The sequence below is a fragment of the Kitasatospora sp. NPDC043950 genome (genome assembly GCF_056435345.1).
Genome location: NZ_JBWKER010000002.1, coordinates 48,540 through 65,360, shown reverse-complemented (window position 1 = coordinate 65,360; position 16,821 = coordinate 48,540). Strand labels below are relative to the sequence as shown.

Here is a 16,821-nt window from a genome sequence, read left to right as displayed (position 1 = left end):
ACCCCCCCCCCCCCCCCCCCCCCCCCCCCCCCCCCCCCCCCCCCCCCCCCCCCCCCCCCCCCCCCCCCCCCCCCCCCCCCCCCCCCCCCCCGGCACCTGCTCGAGGATCGCTGGACGGGCACACACCAGAGCCTCGCTCGTGCGGGTGACAAAAGCCGGGCCGAGTAGGCGCAATGGGGTAGCCGGGAAACTCCAAACCCCTTTATTGGAGCTGATCGTGATGTCGGATCAGCTACGCTCTCGCCCGCCCCGCCCGTCCCGCCCGACCCGCCGAAGCAGAGAGTAGCCCGACATGAGCAGTCCTCCCGCGGCCGCCGCGCCCCGCTGGCCGCTGATCCTGCTGCGCACCACCGCGACCACCCTGGCGGTCCTGGCCCTGCTCCAGGTCATGCTGGCCGGCAGCTTCCTCAACGGCACCTACGAGTCCCTCAAGGACCACGAGGGCAACGCGATGACGCTGGCCACCGTGGTCCTCGGCCAACTGGTGGTGGCCGCGCTGGTGCGCCGGCCCGGCCGCGGCCCGCTCTGGCCGCTGTGGACCACCGCCGTGCTGACCGTCGCCGTCGTCGGCCAGATGGCGGCCGGCTACGCGCGGTCGATCAGCGTGCACGTCACCCTCGGGGTGCTGCTGGTCAGCGGGGTCCTGTTCGGGCTGGTCGGCGCCTGGCGGCTGCCGCTGCCCGCCCGCGCGGACCACCTGCCCGAGCCGGACGGCAGCGGACGCCTGCCGCGCCCCGGCGGGCCGCTGGAGGTGTCCAAGTGAACCGTCGCCGGTTCCTGGGCGTCGGCGCCTCCGTCCTCGGCGCGGGCGCGCTGGCCGCCGTCGCCGGCCCCGCCGCCGCCCGGCTGTTCGCCGAGGGCCACCCCGGCCGGCTGCTCAGCAGCGGCCTCGACCTGCCCGAGCCGTTCCAGGTCCCGCTGCCGGTGCCCACGGTGCTCCAGCCGGTGCGCACCGACGCGACGGCCGACTACTACGAGATCACCCAACGGGTCGCCGAGCTGGAGATCCTGCCCGGCGTCAGGACCGAGGCCTGGACGTACGGCGGCACCTTCCCCGGGCCGACGGTGGTCACCCGGTCCGGCCGGGCGGCGGTGGTCAAGCACCGCAACGAGCTGCCGGTGCCGTCCGTGGTCCACCTGCACGGCGGCCACACCCCGGCCGACAGCGACGGCTACCCCGTCGACCTGCTGCTGCCGGTCGGCTCCTCCGGCGCGGGCCGGGGGGCGCCGGGCATGCCGGGGATGTCCGACATGCCCGGCATGCAGGGGATGGGCCACGAGGCGGGGCGCACCGCGGAGGGCGAGCGCACCCACACCTACCCGGGCAAGCAGCGCGCCGCCACCCTCTGGTACCACGACCACCGGATGGGCTTCACCGGCCCCGGCGTCTGGCGCGGCCTGGCCGGCTTCCACCTCGTCCACGACGACGAGGAGAGCGCCCTGCCGCTGCCGCGCGGCGACCGCGACCTCCCGCTGATGCTCGCCGACCGTTCCTTCGCCGGGGACGGCTCCTTCCGCTACCCCGCCCTGGACGAGGACCTCGCCTCGCCCGGCGTCACCGACGACTACATGAACGGCGTCCTCGGCGACGTCATCCTCGTCAACGGCGCCCCCTGGCCCCGCCTCGACGTCGATCGCGCCCGCTACCGGCTGCGCCTGCTCAACGCCTCCAACGCCCGCCCTTACCGGCTCCAGCTCGACCCGCAGCCCTCCGGCGGCGACGCCCTCGTCCAGATCGGCTCCGACGGCGGCCTGCTCGCCGCCCCGGTCGCCCACGACGTGCTGGAGATCGCCCCGGCCGAGCGCTTCGACATCGTCGTCGACTTCTCCCGCTACGCCCCGGGCACCTCGGTGCGGCTGCTCAACCTCTTCGGCAGCGGGCGCACGGCGGAGGTGATGCGCTTCGACGTCTCCGGCAAGAAGGTCAGCGACGACTCGACCGTGCCCGACAAGCTGTCCACGATCGAGGAACTGGACGCCTCCGCCGTCGACGTCACCCGCAAGTTCATCTTCCGGCGCAGCGGCAGCTACGGCTGGACCATCAACGGCGACCTGTACCGGCCCGGCCACGACCTCGCCCGGCCCGCCCTCGGCAGCACCGAGCGGTGGCGCTTCACCTCCGACCTGCACCACCCCGTCCACGTCCACCTCAACCAGTTCCAGGTGCTCAGCCGCAACGGTCGCGACCCGGGCCCGTACGACGGCGGCTGGAAGGACACCGTCGACCTGCGTCCGGCCGAGGCGGTCGAGGTCCTGGTGCGCTTCACCGACTACCGGGGGACGTACATGATGCACTGCCACAACCTGGAGCACGAGGACATGGCGATGATGGCGGACTTCACCGTGCAGTGAGCAGGGCCTGGGGGTTTCATCCGGTCGGCTTCATCCGGTCGGCCGAGTGTCGGAGGGCGCGCGGTGCGCGCTCCGGCACTCGTGGCCTAGCGTCGCGGGGAGACGTACCCCGCCCGCCGCCCGCCGTTTCGTCCTCCCGCCGACCCGCTGTCCCGCTGTCCCGCCGACCGAGGAGCCGCCGCGCATGACCACCCCCGCCGAACGCCGCCGGCACGGCCGGGCCGCCCGCGACCGCGTCTCCCGCTCCGCCCACGGGCGGTGGATCCCCGCCGCCGACCGGCCCGACCCGGTCGAGGTACTGGTGCGCCAGGGCGAGGACCGGGTCGCCCGGCTGCTGCCGATCCGCTACGGGCGGATGGCCGACACCCCCTTCGCCTACCTGCGCGGCGCCGCCGCCGTCATGGCCGCCGACCTCGGCGCCGTCCCCGACACCGGCCTCACCGTCCAACTGTGCGGCGACGCCCACCTGGTGAACTTCGGTCTGTTCGCCTCGCCGGAACGCGCCCTGCTCTTCGACGTCAACGACTTCGACGAGACCCACCCCGGCCCCTTCGAGTGGGACGTCAAACGGCTGGCCGCCAGCATCGCCGTCGCCGCCCGCGACCACGGACAGGACGAGGACCGCGCCCACCGCGCCGCCCGCACCGCCGTCCAGGGCTACGCCACCGCCATGCGCCGCCTCGCCGGGCTCGGCGAACTCGACGTCTGGTACTCCCGGATCGACGCGGGCGACCTGCTGGCGCCGCTCCGCAAACCCCGGCAGCGCAAGCAGGCCGAGGCCGACCTCGCCCAGGCCCGCCGCCGCACCAGCCTGCACGCCTTCGGCAAGCTCACCGAGGAACGCGACGGGCAGCGGCGCATCATCAGCGCGCCACCGCTCATCGAACCGCTGAAGAAGAACGAACTGCTCGACATCGGCAAGGTGTTCAGCGACTACCGGGCCACCCTCGCCGAGGACCGTCGCGTCCTCCTCGACCGCTACCGCTTCGTCGACGCGGCGATGAAGGTCGTCGGTGTCGGCAGCGTCGGCACCCGCTGCTACATCGTCCTGCTGGAGGGCCGGGACACCCGGGACCCGCTGTTCCTCCAGCTCAAGGAGGCCGGACGGTCCGTCCTGGAGGACCACCTGCCGCCCACCCGGGTCGACGCCGAGGTCTCCGTCCACCACGGCGGGCGCCGCGTCGTCACCGGCCAGCACCTCATGCAGGCCGCCAGCGACATCTTCCTCGGCTGGACCACCGGCCCCGCCGGGCGCCACTTCTACGGCCGCCAACTGCGCGACATGAAGGGCTCGGTCGAGGTCGCCGACCTCACCCCGTCCGGCCTGCGCGCCTACGCCGACCTGTGCGGCCGCACCCTCGCCCGCGCCCACGCGCGCACCGGCGACCGCCTCGCCATCGCCGGCTACCTGGGCGGCGCGGACGCCTTCGCCGAGGCGATCGCCGACTTCTCCGTCCGGTACGCCGACCAGACGGCGCTCGACCACGCCGAACTGGTCGCCGCGATCGACGCCGGCCGGATCGTCGCGACCCCGGGCGTCTGAGCACGGCGCGCCTCCCGGCGGGTGCGCTCCGGGGCCGGGGGTACGGGGGTGCGGGGTGTGGAAAACGGGTTGCCCCGGCGGGCGCGGTCGGCGTTGGCTGGCCCGCATGACCGAACTGCGCACCGACCGCCTTCTCCTGCGCCCCTGGCGGGACACCGACCTCGCACCCTGGGCCGCGATGAACGCCGACCCCGAAGTCCGCGAGCACCTCGGGGACGTCCTCACCCGCGAGCAGTGCGACGCCTCGGTGGCGCGCTTCGAGGCCGAGAGCGCGGCGCGCGGATACGGCTGGCTGGCCGTCGAGGTGCGCGCCACCGGCGAGTTCGTCGGCCTGGCCGGCCTCGACGAGGTCGACGAGGGCCTGCCCTTCACCGGCGTCGAGATCGGCTGGCGCCTCGCCCGCGCCGCCTGGGGCCACGGCTACGCCACCGAGGCGGCCCGCACCGTCCTCGCCCACGGCTTCGACACCCTCGGCCTCCCCGAGATCCTCGCCGTCACCACCGCGACCAACCACCGCTCGCAGGCCGTCATGCGCCGCCTCGGCATGACGTCCGACCCCGCCGACGACTTCGATGACCCGACCGCCCCCGAGGGCCCGCTGCGTCCCAACGTGCTGTTCCGCCTCCGCCGCGAGCAGCGGGCGGGCTGAACGGCGGGCTGACGGCGGGCCGACCGCGGGCCGAGAACGGGCCGACGGCGGGCGCGTCCCGGGGCTCGGCGCCGTTGTCAGTGGCGTGTGGTTGGGTGATCCACATGCTGGCGATCGGGGTGCAGGAGAACGACGGGACGCGCCACCTCCGGGTGGAGGCGGCCGAGTTGGCGCGGCTGGTGCGGCGGATCGGCGCGAAGGGCGACCGCTTCCTGGTCGCCCAGCGGATACCGGACCTGCCGGACGTCTTCATCCAGGTGTGGCACGCCGAAGGCGGCGAGTACACGCTCGAACACCGCGACGGCTCCGCCGCCCGGCACTTCGAGGTGCGCACCGACGGTCCCGAGGCGGTCATCGCCGCGATGACGGGCTGGGCGCAGCACGAGCCGGGCTGGGGCGACGGCCTGGACTGGCAGCCGCTCGACCTGGGCCCGCAGCCGGAGCCCGCCCCGCCGCTCGACGTGCCCGCCGACGACCTGCGGCAGTTGCACGACCGGCTGCGCCTCACCCTGGCCGGCGGCTACACCACCCGCGCCGAGCTCGCCGAACTCGCCGAGGACCACCTGGTCTCCGGCGACCACCGCCCGCTCTCCCGCGACCAGGCCGAGCAACTGGCCGACCGGCTCTGGCTGGAGCGCGTCGGCGAGCAGACCGGCTGGATCGGCGAGACCGACCCGGAACGCCTCACCCGGGCCTTCGCCGCCCTGGAGGAGGCCGGCATCACCGCCCGGGAGCACTTCAGCTGCTGCGGTTCCTGCGGCGACGCCGAGATCGCCGCCGCCGGGGCACCGGACGCCCGCGGCTACGTCTACTTCCACACCCAGGCCACCGACTCCGCCGCCGCCGGCCACGGCCTCACCCTCCGCTACGGCGGCTTCGACGCCTCCCCGCTGACCACCACCGCCATCGGCCACGAGGTGGCCGCCGCGCTCACCGACGCCGGCCTGCCCGCCCGTTGGAACGCCGACCCCTCCCGCGCGATGGAGATCCGCCCCCTCCTCTGGCGCCGCCGCCTGGCCGGGTGAGGCCCGTGGCTCCGGCGGGGAGGCGGGTGGGTCACGGCACCAGGAGGTGGAGGGCGCCGGGCGCGGCGCTCACGTCGACGGGGAGGGCCGCGATGAACTCGCCGTCGGCGTAGGCGGTGATGGCGGGGGAGTCGATCCGCAGGGATGCGGTGCGGTGGGTGGTGACTTCGGGGTGGGCGGTGTGGGTGCCCTTGAAGAGGGTGGGGAAGAAGCGGGCGATGCGCAGACGGGGCATGGCGGCGACGAGGGTGAGGTCGAGGAGCCCGTCGTCGGGGAGGGCGTCGGGGCAGATGAGCATGCCGCCGCCGTAGCTGCGGGTGTTGCCGACGGCGGCCAGGGTGAGGTCGCGTTCGATGACGGTGCCGTCGGCGAGGGTGATGCGGAAGGGCAGCGGGCGCAGGTTGGCGAACTCCGCGAGGATGGCCAGGTTGTAGCGCATCCGGCCGCGGGGCCAGCGCAGGCGGTTGGCGCGGTCGCTGACCAGCGAGTCGAAGCCGGTGGCGAGGACGGAGCCGTACCAGCGGGTGGTGCCGTCGGCGGCGGTGACCAGGCCGAGGTCGACGGTCCTGGTGCGTCCGGCGGCGACGACGTCGGCGGCGGCTTCGGGGGTGGCGAGCGGGAGGCCGTACGCGCGGGCGTGGTCGTTGCCGGTGCCGGCGGGTATCACGCCGAGCGGGACGGCGGAGCCGGCGACGGCCTGGAGCGCGAGGTTGACCATGCCGTCGCCGCCGACGGCCACGACGGCGTCGACGCCGTCCGCCACGGCCCGGCGGGCGAGGCGGACGGCGTCCTCGGGGTCGCGGCCGGCGTGCCGGTCGACGTGGAGGCCGAGGGCGTGCAGACGGGCGACGGCCCGGTGGGCGGCGGGTGCGGCGTGGCCGGCGCCCGCCGCCGGGTTGCTGAGGACGGCCACTCGCCTGATGGCTCGCGGACCGCCGGTCACGGGATCAGCTTGCCGGGGTTGAGGATGCCCGCCGGGTCCAGTTCGGCCTTGACGGCGCGCAGGATGCGCACGCCGAGCTCGCCGATCTCGTCGCTCATCCAGGGCCGGTGGTCGGCGCCGACGGCGTGGTGGTGGGTGATGGTGCCGCCGGCGGTGACGATGGCGTCGCCGGCGGCGCGCTTGGCGGCGGCCCACCGGGCGAGCGGGTCCTCGCCGAGGGCGGCGACGACGGTGAAGTAGAGCGAGGCGCCGGTCGGGTAGACGTGCGAGACGTGGCAGAGGACGAGGGCGCCGGGCAGGGCGGTGGTGAGGGCTTCGGTGACGGCGGTCCGCAGCCGCGGGAGCCGGCTCCAACTGGCCGCGGTCTCCAGGGTTTCGCAGAGGGCGCCGGCGCTGAGCAGGGAGTCCCGCAGGTAGGGGGCGTTGAAGCGGCCGTGTTCCCAGGCCCGGGCGGGGGCTTCGCCGAGGGAGGTGGCGCCGGCGGCGAGCAGGGTGTCGCGGGTGAGCCGGTGGCGGGTGGCGACCTGTTCGGCGGTGCCTTCGAAGACGGTGACGGCGAGGCAGCCGGTGACGGCGGGGGCGCCGCCGATCTGCTCGGTCATGGCGAGGTTGACCATCGTCTCGGCCTCGTCGGAGAGCCGGATGACGGTGGGGCCGGTGCCGACCTGCTCGACGGCGCGCAGGGCGGCGCTGCCGGTGGCGAAGTCGGGCAGGCTCCAGGCCTCGTAGGCCTTGACGGCGGGCAGCGGGTGGACGCGGAGCCGGACGGCGGTGATGACGCCGAGGGTGCCTTCGGAGCCGAGGAAGAGTTCGCGCAGGTCGGGGCCGGCGGCGGAGGCGGGGGCGCGGCCGAGGTCGAGCACCCCGGCGGGGGTGACGACGCGAAGGCCGCGGACCATCTCGTCGAAGCGCCCGTGGCCGGCCGAGTCCTGGCCGGAGGAACGGGTGGCGGCGAAGCCGCCGAGGGTGGCGTAGCGGAAGCTCTGCGGGTAGTGGCCGAGTTCGTAGCCGCGCTCGGCGAGCAGGGCCTCGGCGGCGGGGCCGGTGAGGCCGGCGCCGAGGACGGCCTCGCCGGAGGTCTCGTCGAGGTCGTGGAGCCGGTCGAGGCGGCGCAGGTCGAGCGAGATGACGGCGGTGAGGCCGCCGCGTTCGGGGTCGAGGCCGCCGACGACGCTGGTGCCGCCGCCGAACGGGACGACGGCGATGCGGCGTTCGGCGCAGAGCGCGAGGACGGCGGCGATCTCCTGCTCGTCGCCGGGCAGCACGACGGCGTCGGGCGCGTCCTGGGGGGCGCGGCTGCGGCGGCGCAGCAGGTCGGGGGTGGACTTGCCGCCGGCGCGGGGGAGCCGGTCGGCGTCGGCGGCGCTGACGTTGGTCTCTCCGACGGCGGCGGCGAGGGCCTTGAGGTCGTCGGCGGTGATCCGCGAGGGGTGCAGGAGGACCTCGTCGGCGGCCGGTCCGGGGGTGGCGTCGCCGGTGACGCCGAGGGCGGCGGCGAGCAGCCCCTTGATGTCCGCGGACAGCTCCTTGGCGAGGGCCGGGTCGCCCCAGGCGTCCCACTTCATCGGGGGGAGCGGCAGCGCGGCGCCGGCCGGTCCCGCTTGCGTCTCAGGTGCCATGCGTTACAGTTTCACACATCATGTCAAGTAGTAACGCCGAGTCCCCTGGCAGTCCCGCGCGCAGCACCGACGACGCGATCCTGGACGCCGCCGCCGACCTGATCGTCCATCTCGGCGTGCGCCGAACGCAGTTGGCGGAGATCGCCCGCCGCGCCGGGGTCAGCCGGCCGACCGTCTACCGGCGCTGGCCGGACGTCCGGGCGGTGATCGGCGCCCTGCTCACCCGGGAGATCCGGGCCACCCGGGAGGGCGTCGCCCTGACCCTCGGGGGCGACGGCGCTCCGATCGGCCGGGAGGCCTTCGTCGACGGGGTCGTCGAGGTGGCCGTCCGGCTGCGGGACCACCCGGTGCTCGGCGCGCTGCTGCGCTCCTCCGACTCCGACCTGCTGCTGGAGTACGTCGTCGAGCGGCTCGGCACCAGCCAGCGCGGCCTGCTGGAGGCGCTGCGGGCCGGCATCGAGCAGGGGCAGGCGCACGGTTCGATCCGGGCCGGGGAGCCGGTCGAACTGGCCGCCATGGTCCTGCTGATCGCCCAGTCCACCGTCCAGTCGCACCGCATGGTCGCCTCCCTGCTGTCGGAGGCCGCCTGGCGGCGCGAACTGACCAGAGCACTGAACGGATACCTCGCGCCATGACCTCGACGCCCGCCGGATCCTCCGCCGCTCACTCCGCCGCTCCCTTCGCCGGCTCCAGCCGACTCGACGCCGGCCGACGCCAGGCGGAACTCGAAGCGCTGGGGGACCGCCCGCGGGTCGACCTGCTGGTGATCGGCGGCGGCGTCACCGGTGCCGGGGTGGCCCTGGACGCCGCCTCGCGCGGGCTGCGCACGGTGCTGGTCGAGTCCCGCGACCTGGCGTTCGGCACCAGCCGCTGGAGCTCCAAGCTGGTGCACGGCGGCCTGCGCTACCTCGCCTCCGGGCGGATCGGGGTGGCCCGGGAGAGCGCGATCGAGCGCGGCGTGCTGATGACCCGCACCGCCCCGCACCTGATCCGCGCGCTGCCCCAACTGGTGCCGCTGCTCCCGGGGTTGCTGCGCCCCGGGCAGGCCTCGCTGATCCGGGTGGGCTTCCACGCCGGGGACGCGCTGCGGATCGGCGCCGGGACGCCGGGCGCGCTGCTGCCCCGGGTGCGCCGGATCGGCGCCGCGCGGACGCGGCAGCTGGTGCCGGGCGTGCGGACCGCCGGGCTGTCCGGCGCGCTGGTCGCGCACGACGGCCAACTCGTCGACGACGCCCGGCTGGTGGTGGCGCTGGCGCGAACCGCGGCGCAGTACGGCGCCACCGTGCTGACCAGGGTGCGGGCGGAGTCCGTGACCGGCAGCTGCGCCCGGCTCACCGACACCGTCACCGGGCAGTCGCTGACCGTCGAAGCCGGCGCGGTGGTCAACGCCACCGGCGTCTGGGCGGGCGAGGTGGACCCGTCGATCAGGCTGCGCCCCAGCCGGGGCACCCACCTCCTGGTGGACGCCGCCGCGCTCGGCCACCCGACCGCGGCGCTCACCGTGCCGGTGCCCGGTTCGACCAGCCGCTTCGTCTTCGCGCTGCCCCAGCAACTCGGCCGGGTGGCGATCGGGCTGACCGACGAGGACGCGCCCGGTCCGATCCCGGACGAGCCGCAGCCCGCCGAGGGGGAGCTCGCCTTCCTGCTCGACACCGTCAACGCCGCCCTGAGCACCGCGCTGACCAGGGCGGACGTGCGCGGCGCGTACGCGGGGCTGCGGCCGCTGATCGACACCGGGGGCGGCAGCACCGCCGACATCTCCCGGGAGCACGCGGTGCTGGAGTCGCCGTCCGGGCTGGTCACGGTGGTCGGCGGCAAGCTCACCACCTACCGGCGGATGGCCGAGGACGCGGTGGACGCCGCCGTGCGGCTGCGCGGCCTGCCGGCCCGGGCCTGCTGGACGGCCCGCCTGCCGCTGGTCGGCGCCCCGGCCCACCGGGACAGCCGCCCGCTCCCGGCGGGCGCCGTGCCCGGCTCGCTGCTCGCCCGCCACGGCGGATCGTCCCAGGAGGTGGTGGCCGCCGGGGAGTTGACGCCGATCGCGGAAGGCCTGGACGTGACGCGCGCCGAGGTCGCCTACGCCGTCACGCACGAGGGCGCGTTGGACGTCGCCGACGTGCTCGACCGCCGGACCAGGATCGGCCTGGTCGCCGAGGACGCCGAGCGGGCCCGGAAGGCGATCGAGGAGATCGTGGCGCAGCGCCTGTAGCGGGCGGGCGGAGGGCTCAGCGCGCCGCGCGCTCCGGCATCGGGTGCTCGGCTCCCGCGACCTCCAGGACGCAGGAGTACGGGTGCTCGGCCGCGCCCGTGCGGTCCAGCCGCACCGAGAGCGGCAGCGGCGGCTCCTCGGCGAGCTGGGCGGCGAGCGTCAGCGGGTAGACGCCGTGCCCGTGGATGCGGTGGAAGGCGCACTCCTTGCCGTCCACCAGCAACTCGGTCTCGGTGATCCAGCCGGAGCGGACGTTGACGGTGACCGAGTGCCCGGCCTGGTCGAAGTGGAAGCTGTACCGCTGGCGCATGGGGAACCTCCCGCGCGGGGGCCGCCGGTCGGGGCGGACCAGGGGATCCACCGCCAGTCTAGGGCGTGTCTTCCAACCCCCGCCTGCGCGGCGGCGTGGGGGCGGTGCGGGCCGGGGTGATGGGTGGTTCCCGGTGGAACCCCTGAGAAATCCCCGGGGTGGGGCCCGACCGCAGGTGGATTCCCGTGATCTCTACAGTGTTGTAGATTCGTCCGCAGGGAGAGATCGAGGAGGGCATTGTGGGAGTTTCACTGGCCAAGGGCGGCAACGTCTCGCTGAGCAAGGAGGCGCCCGGTCTGAGCGCCGTGATCGTGGGTCTCGGCTGGGACGTGCGCACCACCACGGGCGCCGACTACGACCTGGACGCCAGTGCGCTGCTCTGCAACGCGCTCGGCAAGGTGGTCTCGGACCAGCACTTCGTCTTCTTCAACAACCTGCGCAGCCCCGACGGTTCGGTCGAGCACAGCGGCGACAACCTGACCGGTGGCGGCGACGGCGACGACGAGCAGATCAAGGTCGACCTGGCGCGGGTGCCGGCCGACGTGGCGAAGGTGGTCTTCCCGGTGTCGATCTACGACGCCGACGCCCGGCTGCAGAACTTCGGGCAGGTCCGCAACGCGTTCATCCGGGTGCTGAACCAGGCCAACGGCCAGGAGATCGCCCGCTACGACCTCAGCGAGGACGCGTCCACGGAGACCGCGATGGTCTTCGGTGAGCTGTACCGCAACGGCGCGGAGTGGAAGTTCCGCGCGATAGGGCAGGGTTACGCCTCCGGTCTGCGCGGCATCGCGACCGACTACGGCGTCAACGTCTGATCGCAGCAGGTGGATCGCGGCAGGTGATCTGACGGGGTTTCGGCGGCCACCGGCCTTTGCGGCCCACGCTCACTCGGGACGCCCGAGGGCGTGGCCGCCGAAACCCCCGCTGCCGGTCAGCTGACGGCGCCACCAGGCGTCCATCCTCGGTTCGTCCATGGCCGACCAGTCCGGTGCGGCGGCGACCTGCTCCCGGCCGAGCCGTCGGCCCAGTTCCACCAGCTCCCGCCCGACCACGCCCCGCTCCTGGTCGTACGCGGCCAGCAGGGCCGGCCAGGACCCGCCGTCCGCGGCGGCGGCCCGCCCGGCCTGCTCGAAGGCGTGCGCGTCCTGCAAGGCCTTCACGGCGCCGCTGGTGTTGTGCGGGCGGACGACGGTGGCCGCGTCCCCGCCGAGGAGCAGCCGGCCGGCCGTGCGGCGCGGGGTCTCCAGGTCGTAGACGGGCTGGAGGAAGGTCCGCTCGCGCGGGGTGAGGGTGACCAGGGCGGCCCAGTACGGCGGCAGGTGCCGTTCGGCGAGCTGGCGCAGGTCGTCCAGCCGCCCGTCGGTGAGGGTGCCCGCCGGGATGCTGGTCGGGCCGTCGAGGCGCAGCCAGGCGGGGGTGGGCGCGTAGAAGACCCAGTTCACCTGGGTGGTGCCGGGGGTGAGCCCGGGGATGCGGTAGATCACGACCTGGCCGCCGGGGTAGCAGACGGTGGCGCACTCGTCCTCCGGCCAGGCCGCGGCCCCGCCGGGCAGCTCCGCCAGCAGTGCGGCGTCGTAGCTGCCGCGCCAGCACACGTACCCGGCGTATGCGGGCCGGGCCTGCGGGCAGACCGCCGCGCGGACCACCGAGCGGTAGCCGTCGGCGCCGATCACCAGGTCGTACGGTTCGCGGGTGCCGTCGGGGCCGGCCGTCCAGGCGCCGTCCTGGTCGGTGCCGGCCGCGGTGACGGTGTGGCCTTGCCGGAACTCGACCCGGTCGGGGGTGCGTTCGCGCAGGGCCTGCCAGAGGACGGCCCAGTGGTGGGAGTGGAACGGCATCGGCTGGTTCCAGAGCACCCGCCCGCGCCCGTCCGGTCCGTCGCCGCCGCGGTCCTCGGCCGTCTCCCGGGTGACCCAGCGGCGGACGGTGAGGCGGTGGCGGCGGACGCCGTCGTGGAGGTGGCCGGCGTGGACCAGTTCGTCGAAGCGGTCGTCGTTGATGCAGATCCCGACGCCGCGGTCCTCCAACTGGCCCTCGCTGCGTTCCAGGACCACGATCCGGTCCGCTCCCAGCCGGGCGGCGGCCCCGGCGAAGGCGCTTCCGGCGATGCTGCCGCCGATCACGGCTATCGAGCTATCCCGCATGGCGGTCCTCTCCCAGCTGCCCACACTACCGATCTGACAATACGCGGATCATGTCCGCGAGTTGGTGGGAACCGGCAGAGCGCGGGGCCTCGGCCCGCGGCCCCCTTATGCAACTAGTTGCACATCGAGCCGCCGTCCCCTACTCTGCGGTAACACCGACCCCCGCCGCCCCCAGGAGACGTCGATGAGCGCGTCGATGAGCACCACCCCCGGCAGCAGCCGCTACCCGCACCTGCTCAGCCCGCTCGACCTCGGCTTCACCACCCTGCCCAACCGCGTCGTCATGGGCTCCATGCACGTCGGCCTGGAGGAGGCCCCCGACGGCTACCGGCGGATGGCCGAGTTCTACGCCGAGCGGGCCCGCGGCGGCGTCGGCCTCATCGTCACCGGCGGCATCGCCCCCAACGAGGCCGGGCGCCCCTGGGAGGGCGGCGCGATGCTCACCACCGGGGCCGAAGCCGACCGCCACCGCGTCGTCACCGACGCCGTGCACGCCGCCGGCGGGAAGATCGCCCTGCAGATCCTGCACTTCGGCCGCTACGCCTACCACCGCGACCTGGTCGCCCCCAGCGCCCTCCAGGCCCCGATCAGTCCCTTCGTCCCGCACGAGCTCACCGCCGCACAGGTCGAGCAGACCATCGAGGACTTCGTCCGCTGCGCCGAACTCGCCCGCCGCGCCGGGTACGACGGCGTCGAGATCATGGGCTCCGAGGGCTACCTGATCAACGAGTTCGTCGTCGCGGCCACCAACCGGCGCGAGGACGAATGGGGCGGCCCGTACGAGCGCCGGATGCGCTTCCCGGTGGAGATCGTCCGCCGGGTCCGCGAGCGGGTCGGCGAGGACTTCATCATCGTCTACCGCCTCTCCATGCTCGACCTGGTGCCCGGCGGCTCCACCCTCGACGAGGTCGTCCGCCTCGCCCAGGCCGTCGAGGCCGCCGGGGCGACCATCATCAACACCGGCATCGGCTGGCACGAGGCCCGCATCCCCACCATCGCCACCTCCGTGCCGCGCGGCGCCTTCGCCTGGGCGACCAGGAAGGTGATGGGCACCGTCGGCATCCCGCTGGTCACCACCAACCGCATCAACACACCGGAAATCGCCGAGCAGTTGCTCGCCGACGGCTGCGCCGACCTGGTCTCGCTGGCCCGCCCGCTGCTCGCCGACGCCGACTTCGTCGCCAAGGCGGAGGACGGCCGCGCCGACGCCATCAACACCTGCATCGGCTGCAACCAGGCCTGCCTCGACCACACCTTCAGCGGCCTGATCACCTCCTGCCTGGTCAACCCGCGCGCCTGCCACGAGACCGAACTCGTGCTCACGCCCACCAGGTCGCGCAAGCGCATCGGCGTCGTCGGAGCCGGCCCGGCCGGGCTCGCCTTCGCCGTCTCCGCCGCCGAACGCGGCCACGACGTCACCCTGTTCGACGCCGCCGCGGCGATCGGCGGGCAGCTGAACACCGCCCGGCTCGTGCCCGGCAAGGAGGAGTTCGACGAGACGCTGCGCTACTACCGCACCCGGCTCGCCGAGTTGGCCGTCACCCAGCGCCTCGGCACCACCGCCACCGCCGACCAGCTCGCCGCCGAGAACTTCGACGAACTCGTCCTCGCCACCGGCGTCACCCCGCGAACCCCCGGCGACCTGCCGGGAGTTGACCACCCCAGCGTCGTCGGCTACCTCGACGTCCTGCGCGACGGCGCCCCCGTCGGCGAGCGGGTCGCCATCCTCGGCGCGGGCGGCATCGGCTTCGACGTGGCAGGCTTCCTCACCGACCAGGGGGACGCGGCCAGCCTCGACCCGGCCGTGTTCCAGGCCAAGTGGGGCATCGACCCGGAGTACCGCGAGCGCGGCGGACTGCGCCGCCCCGAGCGGCCCGCACCGCCGCGCGCCGTCCACCTGCTCCAGCGCAAGACCAGCAAGGTCGGTGCCGGGCTCGGCAAGACCACCGGCTGGATCCACCGCACCGAACTCCGGCACCGCGGCGTCACCATGGTCGCCGGCGCGACGTACGACCTGATCGACGACGCCGGCCTGCACTTCACCGTCGACGGCGAGCGCCAACTGCTGCCCGTGGACACCGTGGTGCTCTGCACCGGCCAGGAGCCGCGCCGCGACCTCTACGAGGCGCTGCGCGAGCGCGGCCTGGAGGCCCACCTGATCGGCGGCGCCGACGTCGCCGCCGAACTCGACGCCAAGCGGGCCATCAAGCAGGGCACCGAACTGGCCGCCGCGATCTGACCCTTCCTTGCGCGCTGGGTCCTGTTCGGCCGGACAGGACCTGGGCACGCCTTGGGCACGCCCTAGGATCGACGGCATGTCGCTGCCGCACGCCATCCTCACCGCCCTGCTGGAGAAACCGTCCTCGGGGCTGGAGCTGACCCGGCGCTTCGACAAGTCGATCGGCTTCTTCTGGCCCGCCACCCACCAGCAGATCTACCGCGAACTGGGCCGGCTGGAGGCCTCCGGGCAGATCCGGGCCCTCCCGCCGTCCGGCCCCGTCCGCGGGCAGAAGAAGGAGTACGAGGTCCTGCCCGAGGGCCGTGCCGAACTCGCCCGCTGGACGGCCGAGGGCACCGAGCCGCGCGCCGTCCGCGAACCGCTGCTGCTACGGCTGCGCGCCGCCGCGGTGGTCGGCGCGGACGGCCTGGCGGCCGAGGTGCGGCGGCACCTGGCGCTGCACCGCGCGCAGTTGGACGACTACCGGGAGATCGAGCGGCACGACTTCCCGGCCGAGGCGACGGCCGGGGAGAACCGCCTCCAGCACGCCGTGCTGCGGGCGGGCATCGGGCTGGAGGCCTTCTGGGTGCAGTGGCTCGCCGAAACCCTCGAAACCCTCGAAGCGCTCGAAACCCCCGGCCCGCCCCCGGTGGACCAGGGGGACCAGTCGGACCAAGGGGTCTGACCTGCGGCGATCCGCGCCCGCGAGCCCCTTGCCAGGCCCGGTGGGACACTGGTGCCTGTCCCTGCCCGCACCCTCGACCGGGGGGCCCGCATGTCCCACCCGAAGCCGCTCCACGCCCTCGCCGCCGCCGCCCTCGCCGCGGCGGTCGCCTTGGGCCCGGCCCACCTCGCCGCGGCCGCGACGCCCGGCCAGTCCGCCCAGGGCCTGCCCACCTCCGACCAACTCACCGCGGCCCTGCTCACCGTCGACGACGTCGGCCCAGGCTTCACCCAGGTCCCCAGCACGGCCAGCCCCAGCGCCGGCCCCAGTACGATGCCCTCCCCGGCCAACGGCTGCGACGCCCTCAGCGACCTGATCAACATGCACACCGGCATTCCCGGCCCCGAGACCCCGCACGCCGAGGCCGAACTGGACGGCCCGGGCGGCAACCCGATGGTGACCGAGTCCCTCACCGCCGAGGACGCGGGAAAGCTCACCACCGACCTCGACGCCGCCACCGCGGCCCTCAAGAGCTGCCACACCATCACCTTCAACGCCGGCACCAACGACTCGGTGACCTTCACCGTCACCCCGGTCACCCTCGGCGACCGCCAGGACGCGCCCGCCGTCCGCCTCGACGGCACCCTGGCCGGCGTCCAACTGAACGCCTTCGTCGGCGTCGAGCGCTTCGGCACCGTCGGCATGGCCTTCGGCTTCTTCCAGCGCGGCGGCGACTCCCCCCAACTGGCCTCCTTCCAGTACCGCGCCGCCGTCGCCAAGGTCCAGCGCGCCCTCGGCACCACCGCCGGCAGCACCACCCCGCCCACCGCCACGGCCCCCGTCACCCAGGGCGCCTCGGTCTGAGCCGGGCAACGCGACGGCCCCCGTCGGGCAGGCAGCCCGACGGGGGCCGCGGCGTGCGGGGGCGCCGGTGCTGAGCGGATCGGCGCGCTGTTCGCCGACTACACGCCGGACGAGATCGCGGTGATCGCCGACTGGTTCACCCGGGCCAAGGGGGTGCTGGGGGAGTCGCTGGACGAGATCCGGGCCGAAACGCCGTAGCGGGGGGGGGGGGGGGGGGGGGGGGGGGGGCGGGGGGGGGGGGGGGGGAAGGAGGGGATACCCTGGAAGGGGAAGGGGGGGAG

The 16,821-nt window shown here is 74.7% G+C and carries 15 protein-coding genes; 11 read left to right on the top strand and 4 right to left on the bottom strand.

The window, feature by feature from the left end; translation table 11 throughout:
- The first annotated feature begins 292 nt into the window (after window positions 1-292).
- From AC07BF_RS01505 to AC07BF_RS01485, 5 genes are all read left to right on the top strand, one after another.
- Window positions 293-763: a hypothetical protein gene (locus tag AC07BF_RS01505; protein ID WP_363579649.1), complete on the top strand. Its 471-nt coding sequence runs from the start codon at window positions 293-295 to the stop codon at window positions 761-763.
- Window positions 760-2,352 (top strand): multicopper oxidase family protein, encoded by a 1,593-nt coding sequence (locus tag AC07BF_RS01500; protein WP_363579648.1) that lies wholly within the window; start codon window positions 760-762, stop codon window positions 2,350-2,352. The genes AC07BF_RS01505 and AC07BF_RS01500 overlap by 4 nt, the downstream gene beginning before the upstream one ends.
- A gap of 184 nt (window positions 2,353-2,536) precedes the next feature.
- Window positions 2,537-3,895, top strand: a complete 1,359-nt coding sequence (locus AC07BF_RS01495) for a DUF2252 domain-containing protein (protein WP_363632574.1) — start codon at window positions 2,537-2,539, stop codon at window positions 3,893-3,895.
- Window positions 3,896-4,001: 106 nt separating this feature from the next.
- Window positions 4,002-4,544, top strand: coding sequence for a GNAT family N-acetyltransferase (locus AC07BF_RS01490; protein ID WP_400810012.1), 543 nt, complete (start codon window positions 4,002-4,004; stop codon window positions 4,542-4,544).
- A gap of 104 nt (window positions 4,545-4,648) precedes the next feature.
- Entirely contained in the window at window positions 4,649-5,569 is a 921-nt protein-coding gene (locus tag AC07BF_RS01485; RefSeq protein WP_363579677.1) for a DUF6891 domain-containing protein, read from the top strand.
- A gap of 31 nt (window positions 5,570-5,600) precedes the next feature.
- Here the strand turns inward: AC07BF_RS01485 and AC07BF_RS01480 are convergent, their stop codons facing one another.
- Both AC07BF_RS01480 and AC07BF_RS01475 read right to left on the bottom strand, forming a co-directional pair.
- The gene (locus tag AC07BF_RS01480) at window positions 5,601-6,512 is read right to left on the bottom strand and encodes a diacylglycerol kinase (protein WP_478332747.1); all 912 of its coding nucleotides are present in this window, start codon (window positions 6,510-6,512) and stop codon (window positions 5,601-5,603) included.
- Window positions 6,509-8,131, bottom strand: a complete 1,623-nt coding sequence (locus AC07BF_RS01475; protein WP_478332746.1) for an FAD-binding oxidoreductase — start codon at window positions 8,129-8,131, stop codon at window positions 6,509-6,511. The genes AC07BF_RS01480 and AC07BF_RS01475 overlap by 4 nt, the downstream gene beginning before the upstream one ends.
- A 20-nt stretch (window positions 8,132-8,151) precedes the next feature.
- Here AC07BF_RS01475 and AC07BF_RS01470 point away from each other — a divergent pair, with 20 nt between their 5' ends.
- Window positions 8,152-8,766, top strand: coding sequence for a TetR/AcrR family transcriptional regulator (locus AC07BF_RS01470; RefSeq protein WP_363579644.1), 615 nt, complete (start codon window positions 8,152-8,154; stop codon window positions 8,764-8,766).
- Window positions 8,763-10,340, top strand: a complete 1,578-nt coding sequence (locus tag AC07BF_RS01465; protein WP_478318246.1) for a glycerol-3-phosphate dehydrogenase/oxidase — start codon at window positions 8,763-8,765, stop codon at window positions 10,338-10,340. The genes AC07BF_RS01470 and AC07BF_RS01465 overlap by 4 nt, the downstream gene beginning before the upstream one ends.
- A 16-nt stretch (window positions 10,341-10,356) precedes the next feature.
- On the opposite strand, the gene AC07BF_RS01460 is transcribed toward AC07BF_RS01465, so the two are convergent.
- Window positions 10,357-10,650, bottom strand: a complete 294-nt coding sequence (locus AC07BF_RS01460) for a hypothetical protein (protein ID WP_478332745.1) — start codon at window positions 10,648-10,650, stop codon at window positions 10,357-10,359.
- Between the two features lie 239 nt (window positions 10,651-10,889).
- On the opposite strand from AC07BF_RS01460, the gene AC07BF_RS01455 reads away from it, so the two are divergent.
- On the top strand, window positions 10,890-11,465 hold the full coding sequence (locus tag AC07BF_RS01455; RefSeq protein WP_350883073.1) for a TerD family protein: 576 nt from the start codon (window positions 10,890-10,892) through the stop codon (window positions 11,463-11,465).
- Between the two features lie 69 nt (window positions 11,466-11,534).
- Here the strand turns inward: AC07BF_RS01455 and AC07BF_RS01450 are convergent, their stop codons facing one another.
- The gene (locus AC07BF_RS01450) at window positions 11,535-12,794 is read right to left on the bottom strand and encodes an FAD-dependent monooxygenase (RefSeq protein ID WP_478332744.1); all 1,260 of its coding nucleotides are present in this window, start codon (window positions 12,792-12,794) and stop codon (window positions 11,535-11,537) included.
- A gap of 184 nt (window positions 12,795-12,978) precedes the next feature.
- On the opposite strand from AC07BF_RS01450, the gene AC07BF_RS01445 reads away from it, so the two are divergent.
- The 3 genes from AC07BF_RS01445 to AC07BF_RS01435 all read left to right on the top strand — a co-directional run bounded on the left by AC07BF_RS01445 (window position 12,979) and on the right by AC07BF_RS01435 (window position 16,540).
- A complete protein-coding gene (locus AC07BF_RS01445) occupies window positions 12,979-15,033 on the top strand; it encodes an oxidoreductase (protein WP_478332743.1) in 2,055 nt (684 codons plus the stop codon).
- 76 nt (window positions 15,034-15,109) lie between these two features.
- The gene (locus tag AC07BF_RS01440) at window positions 15,110-15,697 is read left to right on the top strand and encodes a PadR family transcriptional regulator (protein ID WP_478332742.1); all 588 of its coding nucleotides are present in this window, start codon (window positions 15,110-15,112) and stop codon (window positions 15,695-15,697) included.
- A gap of 90 nt (window positions 15,698-15,787) precedes the next feature.
- Window positions 15,788-16,540 (top strand): hypothetical protein, encoded by a 753-nt coding sequence (locus AC07BF_RS01435; protein ID WP_478332741.1) that lies wholly within the window; start codon window positions 15,788-15,790, stop codon window positions 16,538-16,540.
- Window positions 16,541-16,821 lie beyond the last annotated feature (281 nt).

Coding starts and splice junctions, on each gene's coding strand:
- AC07BF_RS01465 (WP_478318246.1), top strand. CDS start 8,763: ATGACCTCGACGCCCGCCGGATCCTCCGCCGCTCACTCCGCCGCTCCC.
- AC07BF_RS01495 (WP_363632574.1), top strand. CDS start 2,537: ATGACCACCCCCGCCGAACGCCGCCGGCACGGCCGGGCCGCCCGCGAC.
- AC07BF_RS01445 (WP_478332743.1), top strand. CDS start 12,979: ATGAGCGCGTCGATGAGCACCACCCCCGGCAGCAGCCGCTACCCGCAC.
- AC07BF_RS01450 (WP_478332744.1), bottom strand. CDS start 12,794: ATGCGGGATAGCTCGATAGCCGTGATCGGCGGCAGCATCGCCGGAAGC.
- AC07BF_RS01505 (WP_363579649.1), top strand. CDS start 293: ATGAGCAGTCCTCCCGCGGCCGCCGCGCCCCGCTGGCCGCTGATCCTG.
- AC07BF_RS01440 (WP_478332742.1), top strand. CDS start 15,110: ATGTCGCTGCCGCACGCCATCCTCACCGCCCTGCTGGAGAAACCGTCC.
- AC07BF_RS01475 (WP_478332746.1), bottom strand. CDS start 8,131: ATGGCACCTGAGACGCAAGCGGGACCGGCCGGCGCCGCGCTGCCGCTC.
- AC07BF_RS01490 (WP_400810012.1), top strand. CDS start 4,002: ATGACCGAACTGCGCACCGACCGCCTTCTCCTGCGCCCCTGGCGGGAC.
- AC07BF_RS01460 (WP_478332745.1), bottom strand. CDS start 10,650: ATGCGCCAGCGGTACAGCTTCCACTTCGACCAGGCCGGGCACTCGGTC.
- AC07BF_RS01435 (WP_478332741.1), top strand. CDS start 15,788: ATGTCCCACCCGAAGCCGCTCCACGCCCTCGCCGCCGCCGCCCTCGCC.
- AC07BF_RS01470 (WP_363579644.1), top strand. CDS start 8,152: ATGTCAAGTAGTAACGCCGAGTCCCCTGGCAGTCCCGCGCGCAGCACC.
- AC07BF_RS01485 (WP_363579677.1), top strand. CDS start 4,649: ATGCTGGCGATCGGGGTGCAGGAGAACGACGGGACGCGCCACCTCCGG.